General features: G+C 57.3%; 23 protein-coding genes and 1 pseudogene. 10 read left to right on the forward strand and 14 right to left on the reverse strand.

The features are described from left to right. Positions 1 to 17 precede the first annotated feature (17 nt). Positions 18 to 917, reverse strand: coding sequence for a cytochrome c biogenesis protein CcdA (locus BO1_RS30720; protein ID WP_028220826.1), 900 nt, complete (start codon positions 915 to 917; stop codon positions 18 to 20). 386 nt (positions 918 to 1303) lie between these two features. Continuing rightward, positions 1304 to 2149, reverse strand: a complete 846-nt coding sequence (locus BO1_RS30725) for an NHL repeat-containing protein (RefSeq protein ID WP_028220827.1) — start codon at positions 2147 to 2149, stop codon at positions 1304 to 1306. Between the two features lie 312 nt (positions 2150 to 2461). On the opposite strand from BO1_RS30725, the gene BO1_RS30730 reads away from it, so the two are divergent. After that, positions 2462 to 3859, forward strand: coding sequence for a dihydrolipoyl dehydrogenase (locus tag BO1_RS30730; RefSeq protein ID WP_028220828.1), 1398 nt, complete (start codon positions 2462 to 2464; stop codon positions 3857 to 3859). Between the two features lie 407 nt (positions 3860 to 4266). Here BO1_RS30730 and BO1_RS59600 read toward each other — a convergent pair whose 3' ends face one another. Further along, entirely contained in the window at positions 4267 to 4506 is a 240-nt protein-coding gene (locus BO1_RS59600) for a hypothetical protein (protein ID WP_156992482.1), read from the reverse strand. A gap of 150 nt (positions 4507 to 4656) precedes the next feature. After that, entirely contained in the window at positions 4657 to 4923 is a 267-nt protein-coding gene (gene grxC, locus BO1_RS30735) for a glutaredoxin 3 (RefSeq protein ID WP_028220829.1), read from the reverse strand. 446 nt (positions 4924 to 5369) lie between these two features. Between grxC and BO1_RS61800 the strand changes: the two genes are divergently transcribed. Both BO1_RS61800 and BO1_RS30745 read left to right on the forward strand, forming a co-directional pair. Then, positions 5370 to 5504 carry a hypothetical protein gene (locus BO1_RS61800; protein WP_281179215.1) on the forward strand — a complete coding sequence of 45 codons (135 nt, stop codon included), beginning with the start codon at positions 5370 to 5372 and terminating at the stop codon, positions 5502 to 5504. 300 nt (positions 5505 to 5804) lie between these two features. Further along, a complete protein-coding gene (locus BO1_RS30745; RefSeq protein ID WP_174490618.1) occupies positions 5805 to 6560 on the forward strand; it encodes an aldolase in 756 nt (251 codons plus the stop codon). A 39-nt stretch (positions 6561 to 6599) separates the two neighbouring features. Here the strand turns inward: BO1_RS30745 and BO1_RS62125 are convergent, their stop codons facing one another. The 7 genes from BO1_RS62125 to BO1_RS56610 form a co-directional block, all read right to left on the reverse strand. Then, on the reverse strand, positions 6600 to 6812 hold the full coding sequence (locus tag BO1_RS62125) for a CGNR zinc finger domain-containing protein (RefSeq protein ID WP_156992484.1): 213 nt from the start codon (positions 6810 to 6812) through the stop codon (positions 6600 to 6602). Between the two features lie 419 nt (positions 6813 to 7231). Further along, positions 7232 to 8203 carry a D-2-hydroxyacid dehydrogenase gene (locus BO1_RS30750; RefSeq protein ID WP_028220831.1) on the reverse strand — a complete coding sequence of 324 codons (972 nt, stop codon included), beginning with the start codon at positions 8201 to 8203 and terminating at the stop codon, positions 7232 to 7234. Continuing rightward, on the reverse strand, positions 8187 to 9602 hold the full coding sequence (locus tag BO1_RS53455) for an MFS transporter (RefSeq protein WP_084688289.1): 1416 nt from the start codon (positions 9600 to 9602) through the stop codon (positions 8187 to 8189). Before BO1_RS53455 ends, BO1_RS30750 begins: the two co-directional genes overlap by 17 nt. A gap of 529 nt (positions 9603 to 10131) precedes the next feature. Continuing rightward, the gene (locus tag BO1_RS53460) at positions 10132 to 10662 is read right to left on the reverse strand and encodes a DUF417 family protein (RefSeq protein ID WP_043287283.1); all 531 of its coding nucleotides are present in this window, start codon (positions 10660 to 10662) and stop codon (positions 10132 to 10134) included. A 720-nt stretch (positions 10663 to 11382) separates the two neighbouring features. Then, positions 11383 to 13023, reverse strand: a complete 1641-nt coding sequence (locus tag BO1_RS30775) for an L-lactate permease (RefSeq protein ID WP_028220833.1) — start codon at positions 13021 to 13023, stop codon at positions 11383 to 11385. A 348-nt stretch (positions 13024 to 13371) separates the two neighbouring features. Beyond that, entirely contained in the window at positions 13372 to 14814 is a 1443-nt protein-coding gene (locus tag BO1_RS30780) for a catalase (protein ID WP_028220834.1), read from the reverse strand. 56 nt (positions 14815 to 14870) lie between these two features. Next, the gene (locus tag BO1_RS56610; RefSeq protein ID WP_052409668.1) at positions 14871 to 15500 is read right to left on the reverse strand and encodes a hypothetical protein; all 630 of its coding nucleotides are present in this window, start codon (positions 15498 to 15500) and stop codon (positions 14871 to 14873) included. A 671-nt stretch (positions 15501 to 16171) separates the two neighbouring features. Here BO1_RS56610 and BO1_RS58140 point away from each other — a divergent pair. The 5 genes and pseudogenes from BO1_RS58140 (at position 16172) to BO1_RS30810 (ending at position 20572) form a co-directional block, all read left to right on the forward strand. Next, a complete protein-coding gene (locus BO1_RS58140) occupies positions 16172 to 16525 on the forward strand; it encodes a BON domain-containing protein (protein ID WP_084688291.1) in 354 nt (117 codons plus the stop codon). Between the two features lie 438 nt (positions 16526 to 16963). Further along, the gene (locus BO1_RS30790; RefSeq protein ID WP_245643947.1) at positions 16964 to 17986 is read left to right on the forward strand and encodes a LysR family transcriptional regulator; all 1023 of its coding nucleotides are present in this window, start codon (positions 16964 to 16966) and stop codon (positions 17984 to 17986) included. 220 nt (positions 17987 to 18206) lie between these two features. Further along, a pseudogene (locus BO1_RS58145) lies at positions 18207 to 18730 on the forward strand (pyruvate kinase); the annotation flags it as partial. A 526-nt stretch (positions 18731 to 19256) separates the two neighbouring features. Next, the gene (locus BO1_RS59610) at positions 19257 to 19526 is read left to right on the forward strand and encodes a hypothetical protein (RefSeq protein WP_156992486.1); all 270 of its coding nucleotides are present in this window, start codon (positions 19257 to 19259) and stop codon (positions 19524 to 19526) included. A gap of 68 nt (positions 19527 to 19594) precedes the next feature. Next, positions 19595 to 20572 (forward strand): zinc-binding alcohol dehydrogenase family protein, encoded by a 978-nt coding sequence (locus tag BO1_RS30810; RefSeq protein WP_028220838.1) that lies wholly within the window; start codon positions 19595 to 19597, stop codon positions 20570 to 20572. A 421-nt stretch (positions 20573 to 20993) separates the two neighbouring features. Here BO1_RS30810 and BO1_RS30815 read toward each other — a convergent pair whose 3' ends face one another. Next, the gene (locus BO1_RS30815; RefSeq protein ID WP_028220839.1) at positions 20994 to 21902 is read right to left on the reverse strand and encodes a LysR family transcriptional regulator; all 909 of its coding nucleotides are present in this window, start codon (positions 21900 to 21902) and stop codon (positions 20994 to 20996) included. 300 nt (positions 21903 to 22202) lie between these two features. On the opposite strand from BO1_RS30815, the gene BO1_RS30820 reads away from it, so the two are divergent. Next, entirely contained in the window at positions 22203 to 22775 is a 573-nt protein-coding gene (locus tag BO1_RS30820) for a CGNR zinc finger domain-containing protein (RefSeq protein ID WP_028220840.1), read from the forward strand. A gap of 265 nt (positions 22776 to 23040) precedes the next feature. On the opposite strand, the gene BO1_RS30825 is transcribed toward BO1_RS30820, so the two are convergent. Continuing rightward, complete coding sequence (locus BO1_RS30825) at positions 23041 to 23625, reverse strand: CGNR zinc finger domain-containing protein (RefSeq protein WP_028220841.1); 585 nt, start codon at positions 23623 to 23625, stop codon at positions 23041 to 23043. 704 nt (positions 23626 to 24329) lie between these two features. Continuing rightward, the gene (locus BO1_RS30835; RefSeq protein WP_028220843.1) at positions 24330 to 24647 is read right to left on the reverse strand and encodes a DUF4148 domain-containing protein; all 318 of its coding nucleotides are present in this window, start codon (positions 24645 to 24647) and stop codon (positions 24330 to 24332) included. Positions 24648 to 25118: 471 nt separating this feature from the next. Here BO1_RS30835 and BO1_RS30840 point away from each other — a divergent pair, with 471 nt between their 5' ends. Continuing rightward, complete coding sequence (locus BO1_RS30840) at positions 25119 to 26012, forward strand: LysR family transcriptional regulator (RefSeq protein ID WP_028220844.1); 894 nt, start codon at positions 25119 to 25121, stop codon at positions 26010 to 26012. Positions 26013 to 26162: the final 150 nt, after the last annotated feature.

Genomic DNA, 26162 nt, shown 5'->3' on the forward strand with positions numbered 1-26162 from the left:
TTGATTGCGTCGTGGCCTCATATCACCTGAATTACGAGTCGATTGCCCATTGGCGTCACCGAAACTTGCGCCGTGGCCGCCAGATGTTGCACCAGATCCTGGGGATTCACGGGCCTCGATACAGGAACGGCCAACATCAACGTTGTCCAGATCGCCGCCGCGGCGGCGATGCCTCGGCCCGGTTTGCGCCAGATGGTTCCGGGGCGATCGCGCGAGGAAAGCAGGCCCAACTCGGCGACGACAACAAGCAGCCACAGCACCCCTAAGGCGATGCGTAGCGATGTGCCAGCGAAAGGCCAGACGATCAGCAGGGCGGTCGCGATGAGTTCAATGGCAATGTAGACCTTTACGCCGATTTTCCAGGGCCCTGCCCACTTCAGGACTCCCGCCGTGACCATGCCGACCGTGAGGAGCGGAACGGCAAGTCCAACGCTCGCCGCGAGCAGCGCCATTGCGGATCCCAGCGCACCGTTTGAGGAGACGTTGCACGCGAACGTGGATGCAACGTGAGCGGCACTTGCCGTACCGAATGTCCATGCTGACAAAGCGCCGAGCCCAGCGACCGCGAGAAACCCCCCCGCACTGCGCACGGTACCCGGTATGCCCGGCAGGACGAGTCGCCACTGGGGAAGGACTTGTACGAAGCCGTCTGCCATTAGCCAAAGGGCGAGCGCGATGAACAGGGCGACAAAAACCATCGCTAATAGCAGATGTGATGAATGAGCTTCCGCAGCCGGCCCCAGCAGTCCCGTTGAAAGGCCGGCGACGACGGTCCCCGCGGTGTAATTCGACGCGAGTATGAAGCCACGTTTGCCGGAGGTGCGTGCACCGCCACTGGCGACGATGGCACAGACGAGCGAAGCGACAGGCAAGGTCCCGGGTAGCAAACCCAACATAAGGCCGGCGAGCATGGACATCCCAAGTGCCTGCGGGAAACTGGGACTTCGGGCATGCGAGGACGGTCGCTCGAAACCAGCGGTGTCTCCAGAACTGGAGCGTTGAAATCCGGGTTCTGCACTCGAGGCTGGCCGGCCTGACGTGACTATCGCCGTGTCAACTCGCTGTTCGTCACTCCCGCTTGCGCTGATACTGAACTGCTGGCTGACGAACGGCCCAACTGGGTGAGCTCGGACACCCGCTCCTCCATCTGCATATGCGTTGCCGGCAGCCAGCAGAATGGCCGCGGTTGTCAGAAGCGCAAGCGTACGTGCTGAGATGGCGAGCAGCCGATTGAGCGGTTCAAGCATCTTTGCACCGATTTCAAATTCCACACCACGATCATTCATTGCACAGACTGGCACAATCAATCTGTGAGCAGGGGAAAGAAAATGACTGCCTGACCGTAGAGTCCTGGCAGGCGAATGATGGAGTCCACAAAGCGCCCGCTGGTAAATTCGAAGGCCACGACGTTGTCACGCGCGACGCAGTACAGATTTCCGTCGGGGCCGATTCGCAGCCCTCGAGGCTGGTGGAAGCCGATTCCGGAAGGCGGAATGAAGACACGCGCCAACGCACCGGTGGCGCGATCATATTCGCGAATGGTGGCCACGGCGTCGGGTGCACGAAACGGAAATTCGCTGGAGACAAGAACATTGCCGTTGGGTGCGATTGTCAGGTCGAGCGGACTGAGCGCCTCGTCGGTGATGAAACGCTTGACTAGAGGCGTGCCGCTTGCATCGAACACCGCTATGGTGTTCTCACCTTCGCCATGCGGCCCGATGCCCGAGGCCAGATAAATCGTCCCATCTTCCGCCGAAGCGAAGCCGCGGGGAAACGGGACGACGTTTTCGGGCAGTATATTCCGCGGTGCGCCGGAAAGGTCGTGTGAAAATGCGGCGATGGTTCGCGCGCTGCGCGAGCCGACGAGGTATTTCCCGTCGGGCGCGAGAGCGCCACCACCCGGGTTGAGCCCCGGAATCCGCGCGCTGTCGTGGACGACTTGTCCGGCCGCGTTCAGTGCGAGTATGCGATCGCTGCCGCTGTTCACATACAGAAGCTTACGATCCGCGCTCACACTCAAGCCGCGCGGATCGGCAATGCGAGGATCCGCACTGAAAGTACCGCAGGGCGTTCCATCGAGAGAGAACGCGAGCAACGAACCGTATCCATTACCGTTGATGCCAGACGCGCTGGTGACGAGGATCTGCATGTGGGCCTCGGGGAAAAGGGTTTTCGTACATTTTCAAAGAGTCTATCTTTGCGAAGCGCATTGCACTACGAGCACAACGGCATAGCACTTATCCCCAGCCGGAATGGCTAATCAGAGCAGCGCACGGATTGGAATATCGGGTGCGAACACAGGTGAGCCGAATGAGCATGAATCTGCAACGGCGGGATATTTCGCCTCGAGCATGTGTGTCCGATACTGGCAACAAGCAGTATGGGCAGTTCAGCGAACGTTGCTGGAGTAACCCAGGCGTCTTTGGGTTAATTAGCTTCCTTCAAAAAGCAGAGGCGAAACATGCGTACAGTTCATGTCGATGTTGCGGTCATTGGTGCCGGAAGTGCTGGGTTGCCGGCCTACCGGGCAGCGAAGGCGGAGGGCGCTTCAGTCGTGCTAATCGAGGGAGGCGTATATGGCACGACCTGCGCCCGTGTGGGCTGCATGCCTTCCAAGCTCCTGATCGCCGCGGCGGAGGCTGCGCACAGTGTGTCAAGGGCCGCTGCATTCGGCGTGCATGTCGACGGGCGCGTGAGAATCGACGGGCATGAGGTGATGCAGCGCGTCCGGCGCGAGCGGGACCGCTTTGTCGGGTTCGTCGTTGATAGCGTAGAGCGAATCCCGGACGAAGACCGGTTGTTGGGGCACGCCCGCTTCATCGACGACGGATTGCTTCAAGTGGGCGACCATACGAACGTTCTCGCGCGCAGCGTGGTGATTGCAACGGGATCCTCACCGGTGATTCCTGAGAAGTATCATGCGCTGGGCGACCGCGTGGTGGTGAATGACGACGTGTTCGAATGGACCGATCTGCCCGCCAAGGTCGCGGTGGTGGGGACTGGCGTCATCGGGCTGGAGCTCGGACAAGCGCTTTCCAGGCTTGGCGTCGAGGTCACTGTGATTGCACCGCGCGGACGCGTTGGTCCATTGACGGACCCCGCGATCGTTGACTACGCTCGCGATGTCTTTGGCGAGGCATTCCGTTTCGAGTCGCGTAGCGAAGTCGAGTCGGCGGTGCGCCTCGAAGACGGGGCGCGCCTGCGATATCGTCGAGAAGACGGTGTGCTGGTCGATGACGTGTTCGACTATGTGCTGGTCGCGGCCGGACGCAGACCGAATATCGCCGGTCTCGATCTGCACAATACGTCGCTCGAACTAGATGGCGACGGTATGCCGGTCTACGATCCCCATACGTTACAGGCGGGGGCCTGCCCGGTGTTCATCGCTGGAGACGCGAATGGTGCACTCATGTTGCTTCATGAAGCGGCTGATGAAGGACGGGCTGCGGGCATCAACGCTGCGCGTTTTCCCCGTGTCGTTGCGCTCGATAGGCGAGCACCGATTTCGGTGGTGTTTACCGATCCAGGGATTGCTGTGGTCGGCAAGCGATATGCCGATATTGCGGCGGATTCGTTTGTTGTCGGTGAGGTGAATTTCGAAGATCAGGGGCGCAGCCGGGTCATGCTGCGCAACGTTGGACTCATGCACGTTTACGTCGACAAGGTGAGCCGCCGGCTAGTCGGCGCCGAATGGACAGGCCCGGATGCAGAGCATATTGCTCACTTGCTCGCCTGGAGTGTGCAAATGAACTTGAGTGTCGATACAGTGTTGGATATGGCTTTTTATCATCCGGTGGTCGAGGAAGGGTTGCGCACGGCGTTGCGCGATGCCGTCGCGAAGCTGGCTCAGACCCGTTAGACGCTGTCGCCGACTACGATGCATGCGCGCACCGCGAGGTTGCGAGTCGGTCGGTTAACGGCGAGTGTGGTTCATGTGAGTTCGCTATAGCAGCGTATAGCAGATACTAGTGATGCGATGTGGTGCGAGGCCATGGCGATGAGGAATAACTGTTATTCCATGCGGTGGCGTGAATGGCCTGTTGGAATACCTCGTATTCGTATGTTCGCTTCGAGTAAATAATCTTGGTCTCAGGTAAATATTGAATTGTCTTGAAAATCGGATTGTGATTTCAATGTGCGTGTATTGATTCCGCGGTATGGGTGCTTAAAATCACTTTAACGGTTGATGCTGCATTGTATGGCTCGCCTGGCGACCATCAATCCGAATCTGAATCCACGTAAGCAAACGGTCGTCGCGGAGCGAAATCAGGGCGGCGTGCAAGCGAGCGAAGCTCGTTGCTGTCCAAACAACGCAATCGACCCGTATGCCGTTGGCTCGGCCGCATGGTGTTGATTGAATGTGAAGCGCAGCGGTGGGGCAGGCGTGCGGTGCTCGATTTGCGGGTTGAACGCCTGCTTACCATTCTGATCTTTGAACAGTGAGGTGATGACATGTATGGGGCTCTGAAAATCCTCGATCGCGTCATCGGCTTTCAGTTGTCGCAAAAGCCGAGCCGGTAATGGTTGGCCTGCGCTCGTTCAGGTTGAGGGTTTGGCCAACTCAGGATCGAAAGCGCGATGGCGGACTGATCGGGGTTTCAGCTGGCCGACGCGGGTAACCGCAGTGCCCCGTTTGCTCCCGCTCAGTTCCAACGCTCAATTGTCTTTGAGGCCAGCCAACATTACGACAAGGCCGCCGTCGTCGTCGAGCGCGCGCAGGTCGTCGTATCCACCCACATGGTATTCGCCGATGAAAATCTGCGGAACCGTATGGCGTCCGGTCTGCTCCCGCACCGCTTTCGCCAGCGCAGGATTGTCATTCACGCGCACTTCAGTATATCGCGCACCTTTTTCTTCCAGTAGCGATTTGGCTGCAACGCAATAAGGGCAGGTCGGTTTCGTATAGATCGTGATCGAAGACACTATCAATCTCCATTTGATTTGAATCGCAACGAACGCCGAACAACGTCGGACGTCGCGTAGCTTCGCCGCTGTGTGGGGCGGCCTGGTAAAAATTTAGCTGCAGTCAGGTCCACCTTCCGCATCTCCGAAGATCAACTTTATGCGCATTCGGCTCATTCGGGAGCGCGGGCGCTACGCCGAACGAATTGGCAAGGTGCGCCGTGTCACGCCTCCAGAGTGACGAAGCGCCCGGCGGATGCTAGAGGGTGAGCGATCGCCACTACGGCGCGTATCGCGTCAAGCGTGTTGCCCGGGGATCGACGCGACGGCATCGATGCGGGCGCACGGGCCATTTCCGGGGCTCGCAGCCCGTGGCGGCACATGAGAATAGTTGCAGGCGAGGGGATCCGACCCGACAATCCGCTTCGAATTTGACACACACGGCGCGCGACCCGACGAGCTCACCGTTGACCTCGCGAACGCGCATCCAGATGTTCTACGGCGCCGCGATTGCCCGGGGGACACACCAGACCTGTAAGGGCCGCCGCTACTTCACCTACCAGTATGCATTTGATGCGCTCGACCAGCGCGGCAACGAATGAATCGAGAACCGATCCTGGTGCCGTTGGCAATCCCTGCGGCGGACTTGTTGGTGTGGTTCAATTTCTGGGCCATTCGGATCGGGTTATAGGAAAGAATCGAGGCGTATCGGCTCGGCTTCGTGCGAGCGGCTTCATTCCGTTGAATAACTGCTATGAATTGGGCTTCATGGCTTCTTCATCCCTCTTCTCCAATACTTCACTGTAGCGATCGACTTGCGGTGCACGTTGGGCGCCGTGGTTGTATCGAGCTTGAGCGTTACATCGGGCGCAATCACAAACGTTATGGGAATGGAGGCGAAGATGCAATTGCGGGAAAAGGGATATTTCGACGAACGCGCGACGCTGGAAATGAACCAAAACCTGAAGCCGAAAGAGAGGACGCTTCCGGAAACGCTCGCCTACGCGTGCCGGATTCTAGCGATGACAGGTCAGGAGGCGGGGCTGGCCGGGCAGATCACCGCGCGTTCGGACAAGCCGAGATGTTACTGGACATTGCGGTTCGGGCTGGGCTTCGACGAGGCGACACCGGACGATTTCATCGAGGTCGACGCGGATTTGAATACGATCAGCGGGACGGGCATGGCGAATCCGGCAACGCGTTTTCACCTTTGGGTCTATGAAGCGCGGCCGGAGCGCAACGCGATTATCCACACACATTCGCCGTATGTTTCTGCGTTGGTCGCGGCGCGGCAGCCACTTGTCATCGCACAGATGGACATGACTCCGCTCCACAACGATTGCGCGTTTCTGCCCGACTGGCCCGGAGTGCCGATCGCTGACCAGGAGGGTGTGATTATTTCGGAGGCTTTGGGAGACAAGCGCACGATCTTGCTCGCACACCACGGCCAGTTGACGACTGGGGAGTATGTCGAGGAAGCGACGTATCTGGCAGTGTATCTCGAACGGGCCGCTCGGATGCAGGTGCGCGCGCGTACATTTGGGCCGATTACGCCGGTGCCGGACGACCTGGCTGCGGAGGCGCACGACTATTTGCTGAAACCGTCAATTGTTAAGGGCACGTTCGACTATTGGTGCCGCCAGGCTGACCGGATGTAACAGGCGAAGTGATCGAAGAGCGCGGAGATGCCGGTGGCGTCAAGTTCGCCAGACGGTGTCGCGCGTGTGGTACGGGACGTGAAGCTCGCTGTGAGCCGGGGCGGGGTCGCTGAGCACGCATGATGCGGCCCCATCACTTTTGCCACCATGCCTTTTCCGGGCCGCGAAATTTGCGATCGTGTGCCGGTTGCCGCAGATGGCCACGCGGCACCACCGCCGGCAATGGGCGATGGGCCCACGGTAAAACCCCATTTCACGATTCTGAACAACCGACGCTCCGTGTCGTCGAGAATTCCATCAATTGCGTCCACGACGTAGTGTCCTGATCCGCTTCCGGACACTGGAGGCAATAGTTATCTTCCCGTGCCACAGTATTCGGGACGTTACACGTGACATTATCGTCGAGCGAGATGGACTCAACGTCGGCGATTCTTTTTGTTCAATGAATATTCCTCTGTGCTCGTACGTCGCGTGTTCCGACAGCGGGTCAAAAATGACGATTCGGTCAGCAGTGAGCTACGGGCTGTTAGCTTTGGCGTAGTCTGGCAAGCGCGCTCGTTGCGTCTCGAACGCGAACTGAGTTTGCAGTTCGCGTTCGAAGCGACGGGATCAGGCGCAAGATCGCGCTGGAGCGGCCAAGGTAGCGACGCGGGTGACGCGTTGATCTCGATTCAGACGAGATTGCGCGGTGAGCCTGCGTGGAACGCCACGATGTTTTCTACGAGCTGATCGGCAAGCGCTTGCATGGCCTCCTCGCTCGCCCATGCTACGTGCGGCGTCAGGATGAAATTGTGTGTATCGCGCAGCGTGTGGAACGGATGTGCGGGCGTCGGGGGCTCTTGCGTCGTGACGTCGAAACCGGCACCGGAAATCAGGCCTTCACTTAACGCTCGGACCAGCGCTTCCTCGTTTACGAGGCCGCCTCGTGCCGTGTTGATGATCAGCGGCTTGCGCTCCATTTGCTGAAACTCAGCCCAGTCGATCATGTTGTGCGTTTCCGGCAAAAGCGGGCAATGGAGCGTGATGATGTCGCTCGTGCGCATCACCTCATCGAACGGCACATACGGTCGGCCCATGTCGTGCTTGCCCTTGTGGCTCGCGAATCGGACCTGCATGTTCAGCGCACGTCCCATGCTTGCTACGGCTTGCCCCAGCACACCGTCTCCGATGATGCCGAGCGTAGAGTTTGCCAGATCCCGAATTGGATGGTCGAAGAAACAAAACTGGGCTGATTCCTCCCAGCGGCCTGCCCGGACGGATTCGCGATAGGCCACGATACTACGGCGCAATGCAAAAATCAGCGCGAAGGTATGCTCTGGGACCGTGTTCACCGCATATCCTCGGATGTTCGAAACAGCAATCCCGCGTTCCCTGCATGCCGGCAGATCCACATTGTCGGTGCCGGTCGCCGCGACGGCGACCAGCTTCAGGCGACTGGCGCGTTCAAGCGCCGCTTTGGCAAGCTTCGTCTTGTTCGTGATGACTATCTCGGCGTCGGCAATGCGCTCGCCAACCTGTTCCGGCTCGGTCCGGGGAAAAATCGTCAGCTCGTGCGCGAATGGAATCGGCTTCAGCTTCGTTTGAGGTGACAGGCTTTCCCTGTCAAGAAATACGATCCGTGACGTCTTATGAGGTGTGCTCATTGGATTTTCCTCCGGTCCTTATCGGTGTGGTGGGGAGCCGCACTTCCGCGCTATCGTCCGCGCTGACGGTTTTACCGCGCGAGCGCATCGACAAGGCGCAAAGGAGCGCGACGAAGGTGAGGCAGCTGAGGTACCAGGAGATGTAGATGGGGTTACCGTGGCCTTTAGCCAGCAGGTAGGTCGCCATGATCGGAGCGAGTCCACCGCCAAGCGCACCGGAGATCTGCACGCCGAGCGAGATGCCGCTGTAGCGGACCTCCGCCGGGAACTGCGAGGAAAACAGGCTGCCTTCCGGACCATACATGAAGGCGTGACACATGCCGATCGCGATGATCATCGCAAGGTAGACCATAGCATTGCTTTTCGTCTGCAGCATTTCGAAAAAAGCAAAAGCAAAAATGCAGACGAGGCCGGCACCCATCGCGAACACGCGCTTATGCCCAATCCTGTCGCCGAAGATGCCCGCAATCGGTGTCGTGAAGAGGGCAACCGTGGCCCCAATCGTCACCCCGTTGAGGATGAGCGGCTTGGGTAGCCCTACCTTCATCGTCGCATAGGACAGCGAGAAAGTCGTCACGGTGAAGAACCACGTCACTTCCCCGAGCCGCGCACCGACCAGCTTCAACAACGCGCCCTGGTGATGTCTGAGGACCTCCATCACAGGAACTTTCACCTCCTTACCGCGGCTTTTCATCGCCTCGAAGTCCGGCGATTCATTGACCTTCATTCGGATGAACCAGCCAACGACGACAAGCGCCACGCTGGCGAGGAAGGGGACACGCCAACCCCACGCAAGCATCTCCTGATCGGGCAGCCTCGCAACAGCGGCCATCGCGAGCGACGAGAGGATCAGTCCGGTTGCGACACCAGTTTGCGGCAGGCTGCCGAAAAGGCCCTTCTTGCCTTTGGGCGCATGTTCGACCGCCATCAGGACCGCTCCCCCCCATTCGCCGCCGACAGCGATACCTTGCAGGAAGCGCATGAGAACCAGCAGTGCCGCAGCCCAATACCCAATTTTAGAGTACGGCGGAATGAGGCCGATAGTGATGGTGGGGAAGCCCATCAACAGAAGTGTCACCATCAGCATGGTTTTGCGGCCGACGCGGTCGCCGAAGTGGCCGAATACGATGCCGCCTAGCGGGCGTGCGAGGAAGCCGATGGCATAAGTGGCAAACGCCGCCAGCGTCCCAGTGATCGGATCGAAGGCGGGAAAGAATATCTTGTTGAATATAAGCGCGGCTGCAGTGCCGTAAATGTAGAAGTCGTACCACTCGATTGTCGTGCCGAGTAGACTCGCGATGCCGGCGACGACATACTGTTTCCTCGATTTGGAAACGGTTGAACCTGCTCCCTCCCCACTGCCACTATCCGCAGGGATCGATATTTTGCCTCCACGCATTTGGCTTGTCTCCATGATTGCCGGCGTTGCCTACGCTGGGTCGTCAGCCCAGGCCGAAACGATTGTCTGCGTGCCAACCCCGGCTCCCGAGCACATGCTTCGCTCGAATTCCAGTTGAATCTCGGCTGCGCAACGAGAACCGATTGACGGGCTCGCTGCAGCTAGTATTGGAGGAAAAAAATAGCCAAGCCATGGACTCGCGAGCATAGCAGCTATGATGCGCGGTAACCGCCTCCGTGGGCACAGAGCCTGCAACGATAAGGGCGGGGAGATTGAAGATCCAAGATGGAAGATTTTCATGCTAACCACTATTATTTTATTTTAAGGGTTGCCGTTTTTTTTGATTTCGTCAGACGCAAGGCCCAATTGTGCCGACCGGATTGTCTGATCAACTCAACGGTTGCTGTGCGCCTAACGAGCCTATCGAAGACCACGCTGGATCCCTGCAACCCAACCGTCTTGTATCGTGCAAGGCCCCCGGCGCTCCTCGACCCACTCGACGTGGGCCAGGAGCGCGTTCCTCAGACCGTTATGCGGCCCGGCGGAAGGGGAGGGTGTTCTGCTGATCGCTAGAGCTCCGGGCCTCGATCACTCGGACAATGTCTTGCTTGAGCAGGTACACAGAGACAACCAGCAAAACAAGATCCTTCAGAAGGAAGGCCGAAACCGTTGTCATCGCAGGAAATCCACCAGCCGCGGCGTCCCACGCACCAGGAACGAATGGCATGATCGTGAACGTAGCAATGAAGCTGAAGCAAGAACCAAGAGCACCAAGTATGCCTAACCGCTTGTTCCAGTACCCCAAGAGCAGTAGCGACCCAAAGGTCCATTCTGCCGTCCCCAGAAAAACGCTCGTACCTTTAATGCCCAAGACCGGAATCATCCAGAAGATAAGCGGGCCGTGGGTGATTAATGGCACCAGGTCTCTGATTTCAGCCACCTGCCATTTGTCGTAGCCAAACCACGCAAAGATAATCACCATCGCGGCGCGGAGCAAATGGTAGTCGAGGTCTCGCTTCAAAAGACCCGACCGATCCAGTATATTGATGACGTAATTCATGACTTCCTCCATGTTGGAGCTGTGAGCTCTTCAACGCCCGTCGCGGCGTGAAGGGCAAGGACCTGGATAGGCGATGTTGAAAACTCCTTTCATCGCTTCCCGTTGGTAAGTGATGTCACTATATGCGCCAGGGATGATTCCTCTAAGACTCAACTGGCTCAGTAACATGCTTGAACGTATCAAGCGACAGGTGCAATGCTCGACCGAATCGATTGGCTAAGTCGCCTCTTTGACCGTCCTGCCAGATCGCCGGCACGACCTGGCCGGCCGCGAGCCACGTCCGCCGGACCTCTCCATCTAGCGAATGGAAGCTCAGTCGCAGATCGCGAAACGGAGTCACGAAGTGAGGCTGCAACCTGCGGACAGCGTGAGTCTTTGCCGCCGTTGCCTTCGGCCAGAAGCGCTTTTTAGATCTCGCAAAGCTCGTCTGCTCAGGCGCTGGCCTGTCAGCGATCGCGTGCCGTCCGGATTGCATCAATCGCCGACCGGCCGGGACGATTTCCATACGAGGTCCGAGTGGAACACGGGTTCAAGGATCGGCTCGCTCACAGGCTTACGCCAAACGTCGACGCCGCCCGCCCCGGTCTGCGTCATTCCCCTGCGCACCGCTTCCACCACGAGCTTTCTCAGGTGGGCTTGGGTGGCGACATGCGGTTTCCGGGCATCAGTTTTGTCTTGATGCCCGTAAAGCGTGCCACGCACTGTTTGGTGCACACGTCACTAACCTGGCAATGCCGGAATCATCCACGCAAAGACGTGTTGCTGCAGAACTACCAGAACGCCTAGCAGCATCGTCAACAATATGCTGTGCCAGAATGTCCGCGCGAACACCACCCCTTCCTGACCCTTCAGTTCGGTCGTCGATACGCCCGTCGCGATGTTCTGAGGGGAGATCATCTTGCCCATCACGCCACCTGATGAGTTCGTTGCCGCCATCAACACCGGGTTCAGGTCCAGTTGCTTTGCCGCGGCGACCTGAAGATTGCCGAACAACGCGTTACCCGAGGTATCGCTGCCGGAGAGGAACACCGCCACCCAACCGAGCGATGCTGAGACGAGCGGGAACAGTGGACCTGTCGAGGCGACGCCCAGGCCTAGCGTATAGCTCATCCCCGAATAGTTCAGTAAATAGGCAAGGCCGACGATCATCATCACAGTCACGATCGCAATGCGTGTCTGCCGCCAGGTCTTCGCGACGCAACCAAAGAAGTCAGTGATACCGACCCGCGCCCAGAGTGACGTCATAATCGCAGCAACCAAAATCGCCGTCCCATTGCCAAGTGGCTGAAAATCCCACACCGCCGCGTACGGCTTGTGATAAAGCGTAACGAACACGCCGTTGTGCCGGCCCGGCCATTGCACTTTCACTTCGCCATGCGACGCGATCTGCGCTTGCACCCAGACGATCACCACAACCGAGAGCACAATCCACGGCACCCAACCACCGTAGCCGACCCGGGCGCCGCCGCTTTTGGGTACTGCCGGACGTTGCATCGCGAAGGCCGGATTACGCTCCGGCTGCCACACTTTGAGAAAGGCAATCGTCACGAATAGCGACGTCAAGGACGACAGCACATCGGTTAGCTGATACCCCAGATAGTTCGAAGTAGCAAATTGCGTAAGCGCGAAACTACCGCCCGACACGACAAGTGCAGGCCAGAGCTTCGGAATCGAACGTACGCCACCATAGATCGACACAACATAGAACGGCAGCAGGAATGAGAAGAACGGCAATTGCCGTCCAACCATCGCACCGAGTGTGTTAGCGTCGAGCGCCGTCACCGCACCAAGAACCGTAATCGGCACGCCTAGCGCGCCGAACGCCACCGGGGCAGTGTTGAAGATCAATGTGAAACTTAGTGCCTCAAGTGCCGGGAAGCCCAGCCCGACAAGCAATGCGCTTGTAATCGCTACTGGTGTGCCGAATCCTGAAATCCCTTCGAGCAAACATCCGAACGAGAACCCAACGACGAGCAACACGAGCCGGCGGTCGTCCGGCAGATGATCCAGCATCCACTGGCGGAACTGATCGAACCGGCCCGACTTCACGGCAATGTTGTATAGCAGCAGCCCATTAAAGACAATCCACATCACCGGCAACAGAGCTAGCGCCATGCCAGCCGCGACCGCGTCGAATGCGAGACCAGCCGGCATGCCCCAGATTCCGACCGCGATCGCGATCCCTGCAATCAGACCCGTTAGCGATGCCTGCCATGCTGGCCGACGCAGTATTCCGAGCATAACAAGTGCAACGCAGATTGGTGCGGCAGCAACAAGGAAAGACCAAAGTAACGAATGTGCGACAGGAGTCAGCGGCTGCACAAAGACCGCATTCGTGGGTGAAGTTGCTGCCGGAAACATTCTGCCTCCTCGGCCCGCACCCGCAGGGCCATGTGTAATCATGAGGGCGCCATGACCGGCGGGTAAGCGGGACAAGGTCGCCCGTCCTGTCCGCTGTGGGATTTAGCTACTCATTGCAAGAAGAATGAGGTTTTTGCTTTTCCTCGGTCTGCAGGAGTCGAAACGCATTGTTGCCGGGCCGCAGGGTGGACGGCGAAGCAGTCTCCTCGATTACGCGAACTACATCAAACGCCCTGAAAAATCAAGAATACCGTTGCCTGGCGTAAGATTCCCCCTTCCGCGCCACCCTACACTGTGGCGTCATTGACCGCCTCTTGAAACGAATTCAATTGCGCAGCTTGCTCGTGTTCATGCAGGTACGAGCCTCAACGCCGCTGCCACGCCGGCTCCATAGGCTGGATCCGCCTTGCTACAGTTGGCGATATGCCGGCGCTTGATTTCCTCCGGCGCGTCGCCCATCGCGCGGGCAGTGTTGTCGAACAGCGCCTGCTGCTGCTCCGGCGTCATCAGGCGAAACAGTGCCCCCGGCTGCGAGTAGTAGTCCTCATCGATGCGGTGGTTCCAGTGGTCGGCTGCCCCTTCAAGAGATTGCGGCGGTTCACGGAAATCCGGCTGTTCTTCCCACTCGCCATAGCTGTTGGGCTCGTAGCCGAGCGTGCTGCCGTAGTTGCCGTCGACGCGCAACGGCCCGTCGCGATGGTAGCTATGAACCGGGCAACGCGGTGCGTTGACGGGAATCTGATGAAGATTGACCCCAAGTCGATACCGCTGTGCATCGCCGTACGAGAAAAGCCTCGCCTGTAGCATCTTGTCCGGCGAGAAGCCAATGCCGGGAACGATCTGTGCCGGATTGAAGGCCGACTGCTCGACCTCTGCGAAGAAATTCTCCGGATTACGGTTCAACTCCATCACGCCTACCTCGATGAGTGGGTAGTCCCTGTGAGGCCAGACTTTCGTTAAATCGAACGGATGATATGGCACCTTGGAAGCATCAGTCTCTGGCATTACTTGCACGTAAAGTGTCCATTTTGGGAAGTCGGACCGCTCGATCGCTTCGTAAAGGTCACGCTGGTGACTTTCACGATCTTTGCCGATGATTGATTCCGCTTCGCTGTCAGTCAGATTCTTGATCCCCTGATGACACTTAAAGTGGAACTTCACCCAGTGGCGCTCGTTGGCGCTGTTAATGAAACTGAACGTATGCGAGCCGAAACCATGCATGTGCCGATAGCTGGCAGGAATGCCGCGATCGCTCATCACGATTGTGACTTGATGTAGCGACTCCGGGAGCGAAGTCCAGAAGTCCCAGTTGTTCCTCGCGCTCCGCATGTTGGTGTGTGGGTCGCGTTTGACGGCATGGTTCAGGTCGGGGAACTTGAGAGGATCGCGCAAAAAGAAGACTGGCGTGTTGTTGCCAACCATGTCCCAGTTGCCTTCCTCCGTGTAGAACTTTACGGCAAAGCCGCGGATGTCGCGCTCGGCGTCAGCGGAACCGCGCTCGCCGGCGACGGTGGTGAAGCGCGCAAAAAGGTCCGTCTTCTTGCCGACCGCGGAAAATATCTTTGCGCGGGTGTACTTGGTGATGTCGTGTGTGACGGTAAAGGTGCCATACGCACCGGACCCTTTCGCGTGCATGCGTCGTTCGGGAATTACCTCCCGGTCGAAGTGAGCGAGCTTCTCCAGCAGCCAGACGTCTTGTAGCAACGCCGGGCCCCGGGCGCCGGCGGTCATCGTATTCTGGTTGTCGGAGACGGGACAACCCGCGGCGGTGGTGAGTTTTCTACCGGACATGTGCCCTCCTGAAAGGGTGAGTGAAAGTGACGATAGGTGAATCCATGCGTCAGGCTTCACCGCCGTAGACAGCGATGGTTGAGCGGAGCAGCTATATCCATCGTGGTAACGTTCTTCAGAACATGGCTGCGGCCCCAAACCGGTAAGAACATCTCGTAGGAATCGACAAAACGAACAAACAGTTCTTTGGCACAGGTGCGGAGCCTTTCAACGGCACCCGCAAGCGCCAGGCTTGTTGGGGTGAGATTGCTTGCGTCATTGGGAAAAGTGACGGCAGAGAGAGCAAACCGAAGCTTGTCGTCGTGACTCGCCACGTTCGTACTGAGTATCGGATCCAGACGATGGCCTGCGGGCCTCGAGAATAGAATGCGGACTGCTGCCAGCGATCTGGTGACGATCGGAACTACCACAGCTAGCCACACCAGCTTATACCTCACTCCGGGACGGACAAGATGTTGGGCGAATTTCATGATCGTCGCGAGGTTCGCCAGAAGGAGCGCGAGCTGTGACCATACAGGGTAGTCCGTATCTGCTCCTGCGTATTGCTGCGGGTGCAATAGAACGTGATCAACAACGCAGCCCTGCTTGGAACGCCGACACGCATGCTTGAGCCGTTTCGGCGCGAGATCGAGGTCGAAGGCCAATGGATCCCTGGACAGTCGTCCTATCAGGTCCAGAATTTGCATCCTTATCCTTCACGCCTGTTTCGGCTTCCTGGCCTCGGACGAGCCAAAGTGGCGGCTGGCACAGAGCCGGGATCATCGGTCGCCAAAAAGATGGGCGACCGCGATCAGGCCAGGCCCCAAGAGGCGATGCCTTGCACATCACCGTCCAGGTGATGTGCGTGGAAGTCGAGTAGCAACACGTTTGGACGCGGCTCTACCGAATACACGGCCTCCTCTCCAAGGTCACAAAAGAGCTTTTTGGAACGTTCGCTTTACGATAGCCTACGGCCTCTGATCTTGCAAAACTGACTGCCTGATATGACGATGAGTAATGTCCAGAGGCAATGTGATTTGACATCCTGAGTATGTCAGCCGCACTTGATGAAGAGCGAAGACCGTGTATAAGGTATTCCGTAAATTCATATCTCATCTTCAAGTTTGCACGCACCAGTAATCAGCATATCGGGGGCGCAAATCCTTTTGAGAAATTTGACGGCGAATCGTTCTCCACTACGCGCAACGCGAGTTTGCCTGGAATAGTGTCGGACTGCGAGCTGCCGTACGTGATATCGACATGATTTGCTTTGTAAAAGCGCTCGTGGTTACTAATATTGATTGGAATACTCTACCGATTGAGGCGCTTGATGAAGCGAAGGGATTCTTCAATCGCATAGGTCAAAAGAGGTGTCACGATGAGAACTTCTTTGTGTTTGTTGACCCTGGTGTATTGTGGGTTGTTCTCGACCTATGACGCATTTGCACAGGCCAACGAGCCTCAGGCGTCTGCGCCGGAAGCAACGATGTCTAGAAAAGAAATGCGAGCGGAGAATCGGCAGACGGTTCGCTCCGTGCGACATGCGCTACTTCACACCAAAGGTCTGGATGCTTCAGGCATCCGGATCAAGGCGAAGGATGGTGTCGTGTTACTGGCGGGAACCGTGCCGGACGCCTCGCAAATTCCATTGGCGGTGGCTGCCGCTGCTTCGGCGCCGACAGTGAAGTCGGTAAGCAACTATATATCGGTAAGGATTCCTGGCGGACGTTGACGCCCGGGGCAGCAGCACGCGGGGCCGCCAAAGGTCGGTGAGGTGGATGAGTATTCGTGTTGCCAGCAAATCCACCTCGGCATGAGAATTGGACAAATTGATGGCTCAAGCGGAACAGCGGAATTTCGGAAGGGTACAGCCTTTATTGTGAAAGCCAGCTTCTTGCCGCCGCTTGCTTTACCCACCGTGCGCGTGAGAGATGCAAGCTGACGTATCGATAGCCTGGTTGCTTTGAAAATGTACTCTATAGAACGAGACGTAAGTGGCTACGATAAAATCTCTGGGCTACTTTATTGGGTCCGAAATCAGGACATCAGGCGGAGGATCGAGGAGGTCAAGCACAAAGGGCTCTGTGAGACAGCCAGGAAGAAGTGGTGTTCCCGATGGGCGAGGAGTTGGGATATCTAGACGAAATGTTCGGCGTGCATCGTAGCGAACATGAAGGCAGTCATGTTATTTGGATGCGCCTACAATGCGTGCATGCTTTCTGGTGATTTCTTACTAACCGCATTGTTTCAGGCCGGCAAACTGAGTATGCCTTGGTGCCGACTCCTGCGTAAGGGGGCGGGCATGAAAAGTAACATTGACTATCAGCTTCGACTCTTCACGGAGATAGCGAGTCACAATTCGCTTTCGGCAGCTGCGGATGCCATGTCGCTCACGCAATCTGGGCTCAGCCGGCAGTTGGCCAGCCTCGAGGGATATATTGGCCAATCCTTATTTGTCCGGCACGGGCGCGGCATAGAGCTGACTGAGGACGGAAAGAAGCTGCGGGACGCTACCGACTCCGCATACAAACTAATCGACGATGCGATAGTTGAAGTACGCAACCAGCATGGTGTCACGCGCGGCGCGGTCCGTATTGCGACGATCCACACCTTAACCTACTACTTCATGGCGGATGTCGTGGCAAAGTTCATGGCCCAGCGTCCACAAGCAAGCGTGGCATTGCTCGGCCGCAGCTCCCCTGAAGTAATTTCACTTGTCGAAGCTGGCAAGGCGGAAATTGGATTTGTGTACGATGCAGCGGTAGCGTCCGACCAGCTACATATTACGCCTTTGTTCGAGGAGAGCATGTGCTTCGTGGTGCATGCGAATTCGGAGTTCGCCTCTCTTCCTGGCGTGGATCTTCGAGAGGGCGCTCCCCCACTGGTCGTGTTTCCCCCGTCATATGCCCTGCGGCGGATGTTGCACACGAAGGAATTCGATGTGACGGTGGCGGCCGAAGTTGAAACGGTGGATGCAATGCTGAAGCTGGTTTCCCTGACACACGGGCATTGCATTTTGCCGAGCCTAATCCCGGCAAAGTTGTTGCAGGAGTTTCAACTGGTACGAGTCAATATCGAGCGGCCTTTAATGAGGCGTCAAGTTGTTGCGGTAACGCACCGTGGGCGCCAGTTGTCGCCCATGACAGCCCTTTTGCTTAATATTGCGCGCGAAAGCGTCCCGAAAGGGGAGTGACGCTCATAGTCGCTATGAGCTTGAATTCATCGGGCGTCGTATCTCCATCTTCGATGCCAGGCGGGAGAAGTGCAATTGTTGACGACAGTTTGCGATAGTCGTGTCACGCAGATATTTCTCAGTGCGGGGAATTGGGGATTGGTTGATCTCGTAACTTAATAAGCATACTTATGTACGGAATTATTTTTTTGCATCAAAGAACCGGCGGCGCGAAACCACCATCGGTCCGGCTTCCAGCACGCCGGACATCCTGCTGAAAATGATCCGCGCGGGATTGGACGTGGTGCGCCTCAACTTCTCGCACGGCACCGCCGACGACCACCGTCAGCGTGCCGAAATGGTGCGGGAATGCGCCCGCCAGGCCGGCCGCGAAGTTGCGATCATGGCCGACCTGCAAGGCCCGAAGATCCGCGTAGGCAAGTTCGAGAACGGCAAGACGATGCTCGAGCCGGGCCAGCCCTTCATCCTCGACGCCGAGTGCGAGCTCGGCAACGACGAGCGTGTCGGCCCCGACTACAAGGACCTGCCGCGCGACTGAAGCCCGCCGACGTGCTGCTGCTCAACGACGGCCTGCTCGTGCTCGACGTCGTGAGCGTGATCGGCAGCGAGATTCACACGACCGTGCGCGTGGGCGGCGAGCTCTCGACGAAGATGATCGCGAAGATCGAGCGCGCCGAGGCCATTCCGGCGCTGCAGGAGATTCTCGATTCGTCCGACGGCATCATGGTCGCGCGCGGCGACATGATCGAGCTGACCGTGGGCGAGCCGATGGGCCGGGCCGGGGGAACTAACACATTAAAGATCGTGAGGATTTAGCAAAACGTCCGGGTGGGTGGGCCCACGCCCATCTGGATTCTTCACTTGTATCAATTTTGAATAAGTGAACTGTACCCGACGTGCAGATTGTCTCCGCTTTCAACGCAGTCTGCCGTGCTTCTGGGACCCATCTCCATTGTGTCGCGTCCCTTATTGTGGCTCGCCGCACGTGAACGGATACTGTCCCGGGTGGCCGCAGTTTAGATGAATAGTCAGTAAAAACATACCATTACGTTAATTTCCATGACCGATTGGCGACGCCAATGAACCAGGATCTGTTGCATACATCAGAACAGCCAGCGTGGCTAGTGGGGCGGGACGCGCGTCCAGGCAGCACGACCGCTTTGATGCACTAACCGGTAAAAAATATATTGAAAAGTTACGAGAGGTGACTACGATACGTCTTGACAATCAATGTCAGTCGCCGAATTGGTCGGTTCATCACGGAGGTTCCATGTCGAAGGGGCGTAGCTTTCGCGGGGGCATCAACCGGATTGAAGCTGATGGAGTCGATGCGCTTTATCGTGAGGCGGGCGAGTCGAGCACTGCAGTCGTGTTGCCAGAAGGAGATCCAACTCGATATTTTCCACGACTATCAGTCGAATCTGAAGCTTTACCAGCTGATGCAACGATGCTGGATAAGGGCGACTTCGCGGGCGAAACACCTGTCGAGGAGATTGCATTGGCAATGGACGAATTGGTGGCGAGGAACCTGATTGCTTGAGAGGCACGTGATTCGTGAACATGTAAGTCGGGATGTGATTTAACTGAGCAAGGTCAGAGGAGAGCGTTATGAAAGCAGTGGTACTGGATGGATTTGGCGGACTCGAATGCCTGGTGTACAAGGACATCCCGAAGCCGGAGCCCAAGGAAGGAACGGTCGTCATCAAGATCAAGGCGTTTGGGCTCAATCACGCCGAGTTGCATATGCGCCGGGGCGAGTGGGCGGAAGCGGCCCCTGTGAGCGGGATCGAATGTGTCGGCATCGTTGAGTCGTGCCCGGGAGGTGAGTTCACCGTAGGAACAAAGGTCGCGGCGTTGATGGGGGGACTTGGTCGCACAATCAATGGCAGCTACGCGGAATACACGCGTGCTGCGGTAACGAACGTGGCGGTGATCGAATCGGATTTGCCATGGGCGGAATTGGCGGCCATTCCGGAAACGTATGCAACGGCCTGGACCTGCCTGTTCCGAAACCTCAAGATTCAACGAGGACAGACGATCGTTATTCGAGGGGCGACGTCGTCGTTCGGACTGGCCGCGGTGAACATGGCCGTCAATGCAGGGTTGACGGTCATCGCCACGGGGCGCAACGAGGCCCGTTTCGAAAAGCTGAAGGCGCTCGGTGTGAGCCGCTGCGAGATCGAGCGCCCGGATCTTTCCAGGCATATCCCCGAAAGCAAGCAGCTTGATGCAGTTTTGGATCTAGTCGGTAACAGCACGGTGCTGGATTCGCTCTCGATGCTTCGTCGTGACGGAAAGGCGTGCCTGGCCGGATGGCTGGGCGGGTTGGCGCCTATTGCGGACTTCAATCCGTTGTTGCAAATGCCCAGTGGTGTTGACTTGACGTTCTTTGGGAGCTTTGTGTTCGGGACGCCAGGATTTCCATTGTCCGACGTTCCCCTTCAAGCGATTGCGGCGGACATTGAGGCGGGGAAGTACGCGGCGAAGCCGTCGCGTATTTTCCGGTTCGAGGAGATCCGGGAGGCGCACCGTGTGATGGAAGCGAACGAGGCCAACGGCAAGATGGTCGTAGTGGTTGACGAGTAAATCCGGCGGTACCCGTCGGCAGGACAGCAGGCAAGCCCGACGCACGTTGTGAAGGGACAGGTGTGCGGATGGAGAGCGCCTGCATTGGGCAACCTGATGGTCCCCGTGCAGCGCGAAGACTGGATAGATTGTGTCAGAGAGATCGTGCCCGAACTGCAAGGTCAGGGTATTGCTCAGACAGAATACCACCATGGCACCTTGCAGGAAGGGGCTAACGCGTTGCCTGCCGCTACGGAGGGTGCCGGGCGTGGACGCGCATGACGAATCTGAGAGGTCGAATATGGGGGAAACAGTCAGAGCCGCGTCGGAGTCGAGTAGGTCAGGTGAGGCTGTCGCGATCCAGGCCAGGTTGAGTGACTTGGCGCGGCAAAGCAGGGCGAGCCGACGGAAGTGCGTCTCGTCGAGGTGAAGCGTTACTGGGTCAGCCGCGAAGGTCTGGATTACGATGGCAGATTTTCGTAATCCAATCGGTAAAAGCGCGTGTTGCGGAGTTGATGAAGCTGCGATGCGGGTAGACGATCGAAAGTGGAATTGGCGAACATCGGAAGGTAGGAAGGATTTCCTGTAGTACGCCGTCCTTCAGCAATTCGGTTACGAGGTAGCGTGACGGTTGGATGATACCGAATCCACGAACGCCGGCATCGATATAGGCGGTGCCCTCGTTCGCAGACAATTTGCTGGGCAGTGTCAACTTGACCTGTTTGCCGTTCGCGCCGAATTCGAACGGGAGCAGTTTTCCCGTGCGTGCTGAAACATAGTTCACCGCCCAGTGGTTTTTCAGATCCTCGAGGGACTCTGGAACGCCGCGTGTTCTGAGGTAGTCTCTGGACGCACAGGTCACAATTCTCGCCTCGCCAATACGTCTCGCCACGAGGCTCGATTCCTCAAGGGCTCCTGCTCTGATCACGCAATCGACGCCTTCCTGGATCAGGTCGATGTTGCGGTCCGCAAGTCCAAGCCGGACTTCGATATTCGGATACTTCCCGAAAAACTCGTGCAATGAAGGCACGATCAGCGCCTTTGCGATCGTCCCGGAGGTGTCGACCCGCACTGTGCCACTGGGAACAGACTGCGTGCTAGATAACGCAGCCTCTGCTTCGGAGAGATCTGCAAGCAACTTGACGCAACATTCGTAGTAAATCCTTCCGGCGTCAGTCACGCTCACCTGCCGTGTGCTCCGACTAAGCAATCGTACGCCGAGCTGCTCTTCCAGTGTCTGGATGGTTCGGCTGACGGTACCACGCGGCAAATCCAGCAGATCGGCAGTTTTCGAAAAACTGTTCGTCTCCGCTACTCGCGTGAAGATCTTGATTGCTTCCAGGTGACCCATGTGAAGGCCTCTCTTCTATGCCCAGCATCAATCCATCGTCTCTGATGCCATGCCGCCACCTCGGGTGACGCGTTCGAGCTATGCCAATTACTCATACCTCATCCGACGTTTCGCCGCCACCCGTGGCGTCCGTTTGGCCACCATGCGCCGCGACGACACGGCGATCTGCAGCGTCCCAAAGCACAATGCTCGTACCGTGGCACCGGATGTTCGATGACTTTTGAATCATAGTACTGTTGCGTAACTTGTCAATAATGCCGTTACCAGTTACATTCACGATTTATTTTTCGGGAGTGATCGATGGCCGCACGATTGGGAATGACTTCAGCCCATGAGGCGGTTCTCGGATTTCTGAACACTATTGTTCGACAGGGTGAGAAGACCGTCGACCTTCTTGCTACAGGCGAGGCGGTCGTTCGATGGCTCGAACAATCGGGCCTCGCGGCGACGCCGGTCGCCACGGGAATGGAACCAGAGGAATTGTCCCGGGAAGCGCGGCTTCTGAGGGAGCGTGTGCGTGAGTTGATATGCCGGCGGAGAGTCGGCATCGCCATCGAGGTGAGTGTACTTAACGAGTATCTGGCCGGCGGCAACTATCGGATTGAGTTGTCGGGAGACGACGAGGGAGAGTTGCGCGTGGTGCGCAGGTTTTCATCAGACACCCCGCGTCAGGTATTGATGGCGGTTGCGGTCGCCGCGGCAGACTTGCTCGCGAGGGGCGATTTTCGGGTCATTCGCAAATGCGAAAACGTTGACTGCAGCTTGTGGTTCTACGACAGAACGAAATCTCACCGTCGAAGATGGTGTGAGATGGCACTATGTGGAAATCGTCATAAGGTCACACAGTTTCGTATGCGCGGGAACCCCGAGTAGTCGACGCCTAATCCGGAGCGATAGAGGCGATGGGTGAACTCGAAATTCGTACAGCACTCGTCGAGCAGCCGGGGAAGCGGACGGGTTCAGGCCATCCATACTGCACCTGAATAAGGTTCGAAAAATCTGCAAGACGCGAGGGGTTATTCGTTTTCTATTGCAGAACTCGGGTTAGGGGTTTCCGCGCCAGCCATGTCTGCGGACACAACTCTTTCTACCGACCGAGGTTCGCTGGCCCCTTGGGCATTGCCTGCATCGCGGGAATTCATTTGCTTTGGCTGGCGTGCTTTTGCCGTGCTCGGAAGTTCGCGACTTTGTGCCGATTTCCACACATCGCCATGCTGCACCAGCGGCGGCGATGCGCTTTTGTCCTGTCGTAGAACCACAAGACGCAGTCTTCAGCCTCGCACTTCCTGACCAGGTCAAAGTCTCCGGTCGCCAGAAGTTCAGCAGCGGCCTCGGCTACTTCTGTCAGCAACTGTTCCGGCGTGGATTTCTCGTAGTCATGCACGACTTGGAGCTCTCCAGTCGCTTCCCGAACCAACCTGACGCTATAACGCGAGTGGCTCAAGAACGCGTTCAGTAACGCGACATCAACTCGTTTTCCTTGCTTCTTCTGAAAGACAAGCTTTCGAATGACGTCGCGCAACGCATGTGCAGCCTTGACCAGCGCTCCGTGCTTAAACGAGGGTTTTTCGTGCTCGCCCAGAAATCCTATTGTTTTCAGCCATGCAACAACATCTTCGTCGGTCCCCAAAAAGTCGTAGAGACCGTCGTCGACTAATGCCACAGTATTCATGAAGTCTAGCGCCGAGTCGTCTGCGAGTACCAAGAACTCAGGGGCGGCCATTAACGTTTCTCCAGTAACTTGGCCCCAATTGTAACCTGTAAACATGCAATTTACAAGTTACAATCGTCAAATCCCGTCGCCGTCCCGGTAACCGTTATTCCGAATATACAGGAGTCTGGGCGACAACGTGCCCGACTGACTGATCTGCTGTAAGGCGAAGCAGAGAGGGTACACCCTACTTCTGGCTGTTGCCGTCGAGGGCACGAAGATTTCGAATGTTGACGCGGCCGCTCCAAGTGTAGCGTAAATGTAATATTTGGCGTGTTCAAGTCGTGGAATCGAACACTGGGGGCTTGGCCCCGAGTTGTGCTCGGTTGTAGACGTACAGGGAGACTCTCACTTGTGCAACGTAGCGATCAGCGCGGCAACCCGAGCAATGATGTGCTGCCGGGTCCACCGAACGGCGCCGGCAACTGCATCAAATTCGACAACGTCAAGATCAACGGCCGCTACCTCCTGCGTCCCAACGTGGGCCTCGGCGTGTTGTACACGTACACGAGGTCCACGTTGACATCCTCGCGTGGCGGCGCAACGCCGCGTACTGATCTGTACATCGAGGCGGCTATCAACGTGTCGGCGGCGGCAACGGAATCAATGCCCCCGACGCCGGCGTCTTTACGCTTACCCCCTCGACCAAGAATCAGCGGGTCGTCGTAGCCGTTGGCCTCACACATCGCTTCTAGCCGTGCCTCGATGCCGTCTGCTTACGGATGGTTGTACATCGTATTCCAGTCGGACTTCGACACCGTCGACTGTCCCTCGTCCGATGAACCGCTCGTGACGCCGCCGTAGCCGCTATTCGCAACCGTGCGCTGTTGGGCGGCTACATTCGCTTCAGCGGCCTGAAGCGCGTCGGGGTAATGCGCGTTATCGCCGTCGCCTACGTGATATCCGGACTTCTCGAGTTGAACGAGTTCAGCGCGCACCTGAGCACGAGTAACTGGGGCATTCGACTGAGCGAACGCGGCAGCCGGCACGATAAGGGCCAAGGCCAGTGAGACAGATTTAATCAGGGACTTCATTTTGGATACCTCCAATGACTTTAATGGTTCGGTGCGACGCCTTGTGCAACCGATGAGGGCAGTCTAGGAGGATCGAACGTGCTGGTTAACCCCTAATCATCAGAATGACTCTTTCTCCCAATCCCGGAATCGATGACATGGGATTTCGAGCAGAAAGTTGGCGAGACACGACACGAACCTATAGATCTCGTTGCGTGTAACTTCGATGTAGGTAACCTGTATTAATTGCGATATAAGGTTATTATATGTGAACCACTCTTCGCAATACGCCGATGATGCGTTTACTTACTGCGAACGTGCCTGGACGGGAACGCCTCTCGATCAATCTCTCGGCTCGACTGTCCTGCCGAGGGGAATCACGCCTGAGAGCCTCCTGCTTCGCTGATGGCCCGCTGTTCGGCCGTCCTGCGGCGACGTTGAGTCGATGTGGGGGAAACGTTCGCTACAGGGAATCCCAGAGCGAGGGCATTCATGAAAACCAACATTGATCATCAGCTCAGACTCTTCATCGAGATCGCGAGTCACGAATCGCTGTCGGGCGCTGCGGAGGCGCTTTCGCTCACCCAATCAGGCTTGAGCCGACAACTGGCGTGCCTCGAGGCGTACGTGGGACAGCCACTATTCGTCCGCCACGGGCGCGGTGTACGGATCACGGATGCGGGGAAACGGCTGCTCGAAGCCACCACGTCTGCGTACCATCTGGTCGACAACACGATCGTCCAGATCCAGAATCAGCATGGGGTGACTGACGGCAATTTGAATGTCGCCACGATTCATACATTGAGTTATTACTTCATGGCGGAGGTAGTCGCAAAGTTCATGGCGCAGCGGCCAAGGGCGAGCGTAGCCCTTTTGGGCCGGAGCTCCCCGATTGTGGTCGAGCTCGTTGAGAGCGGCAAAGCGGAGATAGGATTTGTCTACGACTCGGCTGTTGCGTCGGACGAGCTTGATATCACGCCGCTGTTCGTCGAGGACATGTGCTTGGTCGTGCATCAAAATTCGCCATTCGCATCGCTCCCCAGTGTCGATCTGCGAAAGGACGCACCCCCCCTCGTTGTATTTCCGGCTACTTACGCATTGCGGAGCATGTTGCACACCAAGGACTTTGACGCCACCGTGGCGGCCGAGGTCGAGACCGTCGACGCGATGCTCAAGCTCGTGTCGTTGACCTGTGGCCATTGCGTACTTCCCGACCTCATTCCTTCGAAACTGCTGCGGGAATATCACCTCGTTGGGGTGAAAATCGATCAGCCCTTGATGAGGCGGAGAATTGTTGGCGTGACCCGCAGAGGACGTCCTTTGGCTGCCATGACTTCGTTGATGATGCAGATCGCGCGTGAATGCGCGCCGAGCTCTGCTCTGTGAGCATAGCTGCTATTAGCTCTGATTCATGGCTAATGCCAGCGCGCTCGCCGAAACTACTCGCATCCAACGGATCGCAGTGATGCAGATGGTTGAACTGTTGGGAACTCCAGCTTGACATGTGCTCCAGTCGTAAAACGTGTGTTGGACAAA

The sequence above is a fragment of the Paraburkholderia oxyphila NBRC 105797 genome, from assembly GCF_000685075.1.
Lineage (GTDB): Bacteria > Pseudomonadota > Gammaproteobacteria > Burkholderiales > Burkholderiaceae > Paraburkholderia > Paraburkholderia oxyphila.

Excerpts from the sequence above, each read along its gene's own strand:
- BO1_RS30720 (WP_028220826.1), bottom strand. The coding sequence starts at position 917 with ATGTCCATGCTCGCCGGCCTTATGTTGGGTTTGCTACCCGGGACCTTG.
- BO1_RS30725 (WP_028220827.1), bottom strand. The coding sequence starts at position 2,149 with ATGCAGATCCTCGTCACCAGCGCGTCTGGCATCAACGGTAATGGATAC.
- BO1_RS30730 (WP_028220828.1), top strand. The coding sequence starts at position 2,462 with ATGCGTACAGTTCATGTCGATGTTGCGGTCATTGGTGCCGGAAGTGCT.
- BO1_RS30745 (WP_174490618.1), top strand. The coding sequence starts at position 5,805 with ATGCAATTGCGGGAAAAGGGATATTTCGACGAACGCGCGACGCTGGAA.
- BO1_RS62125 (WP_156992484.1), bottom strand. The coding sequence starts at position 6,812 with ATGGGGTTTTACCGTGGGCCCATCGCCCATTGCCGGCGGTGGTGCCGC.
- BO1_RS30750 (WP_028220831.1), bottom strand. The coding sequence starts at position 8,203 with ATGAGCACACCTCATAAGACGTCACGGATCGTATTTCTTGACAGGGAA.
- BO1_RS53455 (WP_084688289.1), bottom strand. The coding sequence starts at position 9,602 with ATGCGTGGAGGCAAAATATCGATCCCTGCGGATAGTGGCAGTGGGGAG.
- BO1_RS53460 (WP_043287283.1), bottom strand. The coding sequence starts at position 10,662 with ATGAATTACGTCATCAATATACTGGATCGGTCGGGTCTTTTGAAGCGA.
- BO1_RS30775 (WP_028220833.1), bottom strand. The coding sequence starts at position 13,023 with ATGTTTCCGGCAGCAACTTCACCCACGAATGCGGTCTTTGTGCAGCCG.
- BO1_RS30780 (WP_028220834.1), bottom strand. The coding sequence starts at position 14,814 with ATGTCCGGTAGAAAACTCACCACCGCCGCGGGTTGTCCCGTCTCCGAC.
- BO1_RS56610 (WP_052409668.1), bottom strand. The coding sequence starts at position 15,500 with ATGCAAATTCTGGACCTGATAGGACGACTGTCCAGGGATCCATTGGCC.
- BO1_RS58140 (WP_084688291.1), top strand. The coding sequence starts at position 16,172 with ATGAGAACTTCTTTGTGTTTGTTGACCCTGGTGTATTGTGGGTTGTTC.
- BO1_RS30790 (WP_245643947.1), top strand. The coding sequence starts at position 16,964 with ATGAAGGCAGTCATGTTATTTGGATGCGCCTACAATGCGTGCATGCTT.
- BO1_RS59610 (WP_156992486.1), top strand. The coding sequence starts at position 19,257 with ATGTCGAAGGGGCGTAGCTTTCGCGGGGGCATCAACCGGATTGAAGCT.
- BO1_RS30810 (WP_028220838.1), top strand. The coding sequence starts at position 19,595 with ATGAAAGCAGTGGTACTGGATGGATTTGGCGGACTCGAATGCCTGGTG.
- BO1_RS30815 (WP_028220839.1), bottom strand. The coding sequence starts at position 21,902 with ATGGGTCACCTGGAAGCAATCAAGATCTTCACGCGAGTAGCGGAGACG.
- BO1_RS30820 (WP_028220840.1), top strand. The coding sequence starts at position 22,203 with ATGGCCGCACGATTGGGAATGACTTCAGCCCATGAGGCGGTTCTCGGA.
- BO1_RS30825 (WP_028220841.1), bottom strand. The coding sequence starts at position 23,625 with ATGGCCGCCCCTGAGTTCTTGGTACTCGCAGACGACTCGGCGCTAGAC.
- BO1_RS30835 (WP_028220843.1), bottom strand. The coding sequence starts at position 24,647 with ATGAAGTCCCTGATTAAATCTGTCTCACTGGCCTTGGCCCTTATCGTG.
- BO1_RS30840 (WP_028220844.1), top strand. The coding sequence starts at position 25,119 with ATGAAAACCAACATTGATCATCAGCTCAGACTCTTCATCGAGATCGCG.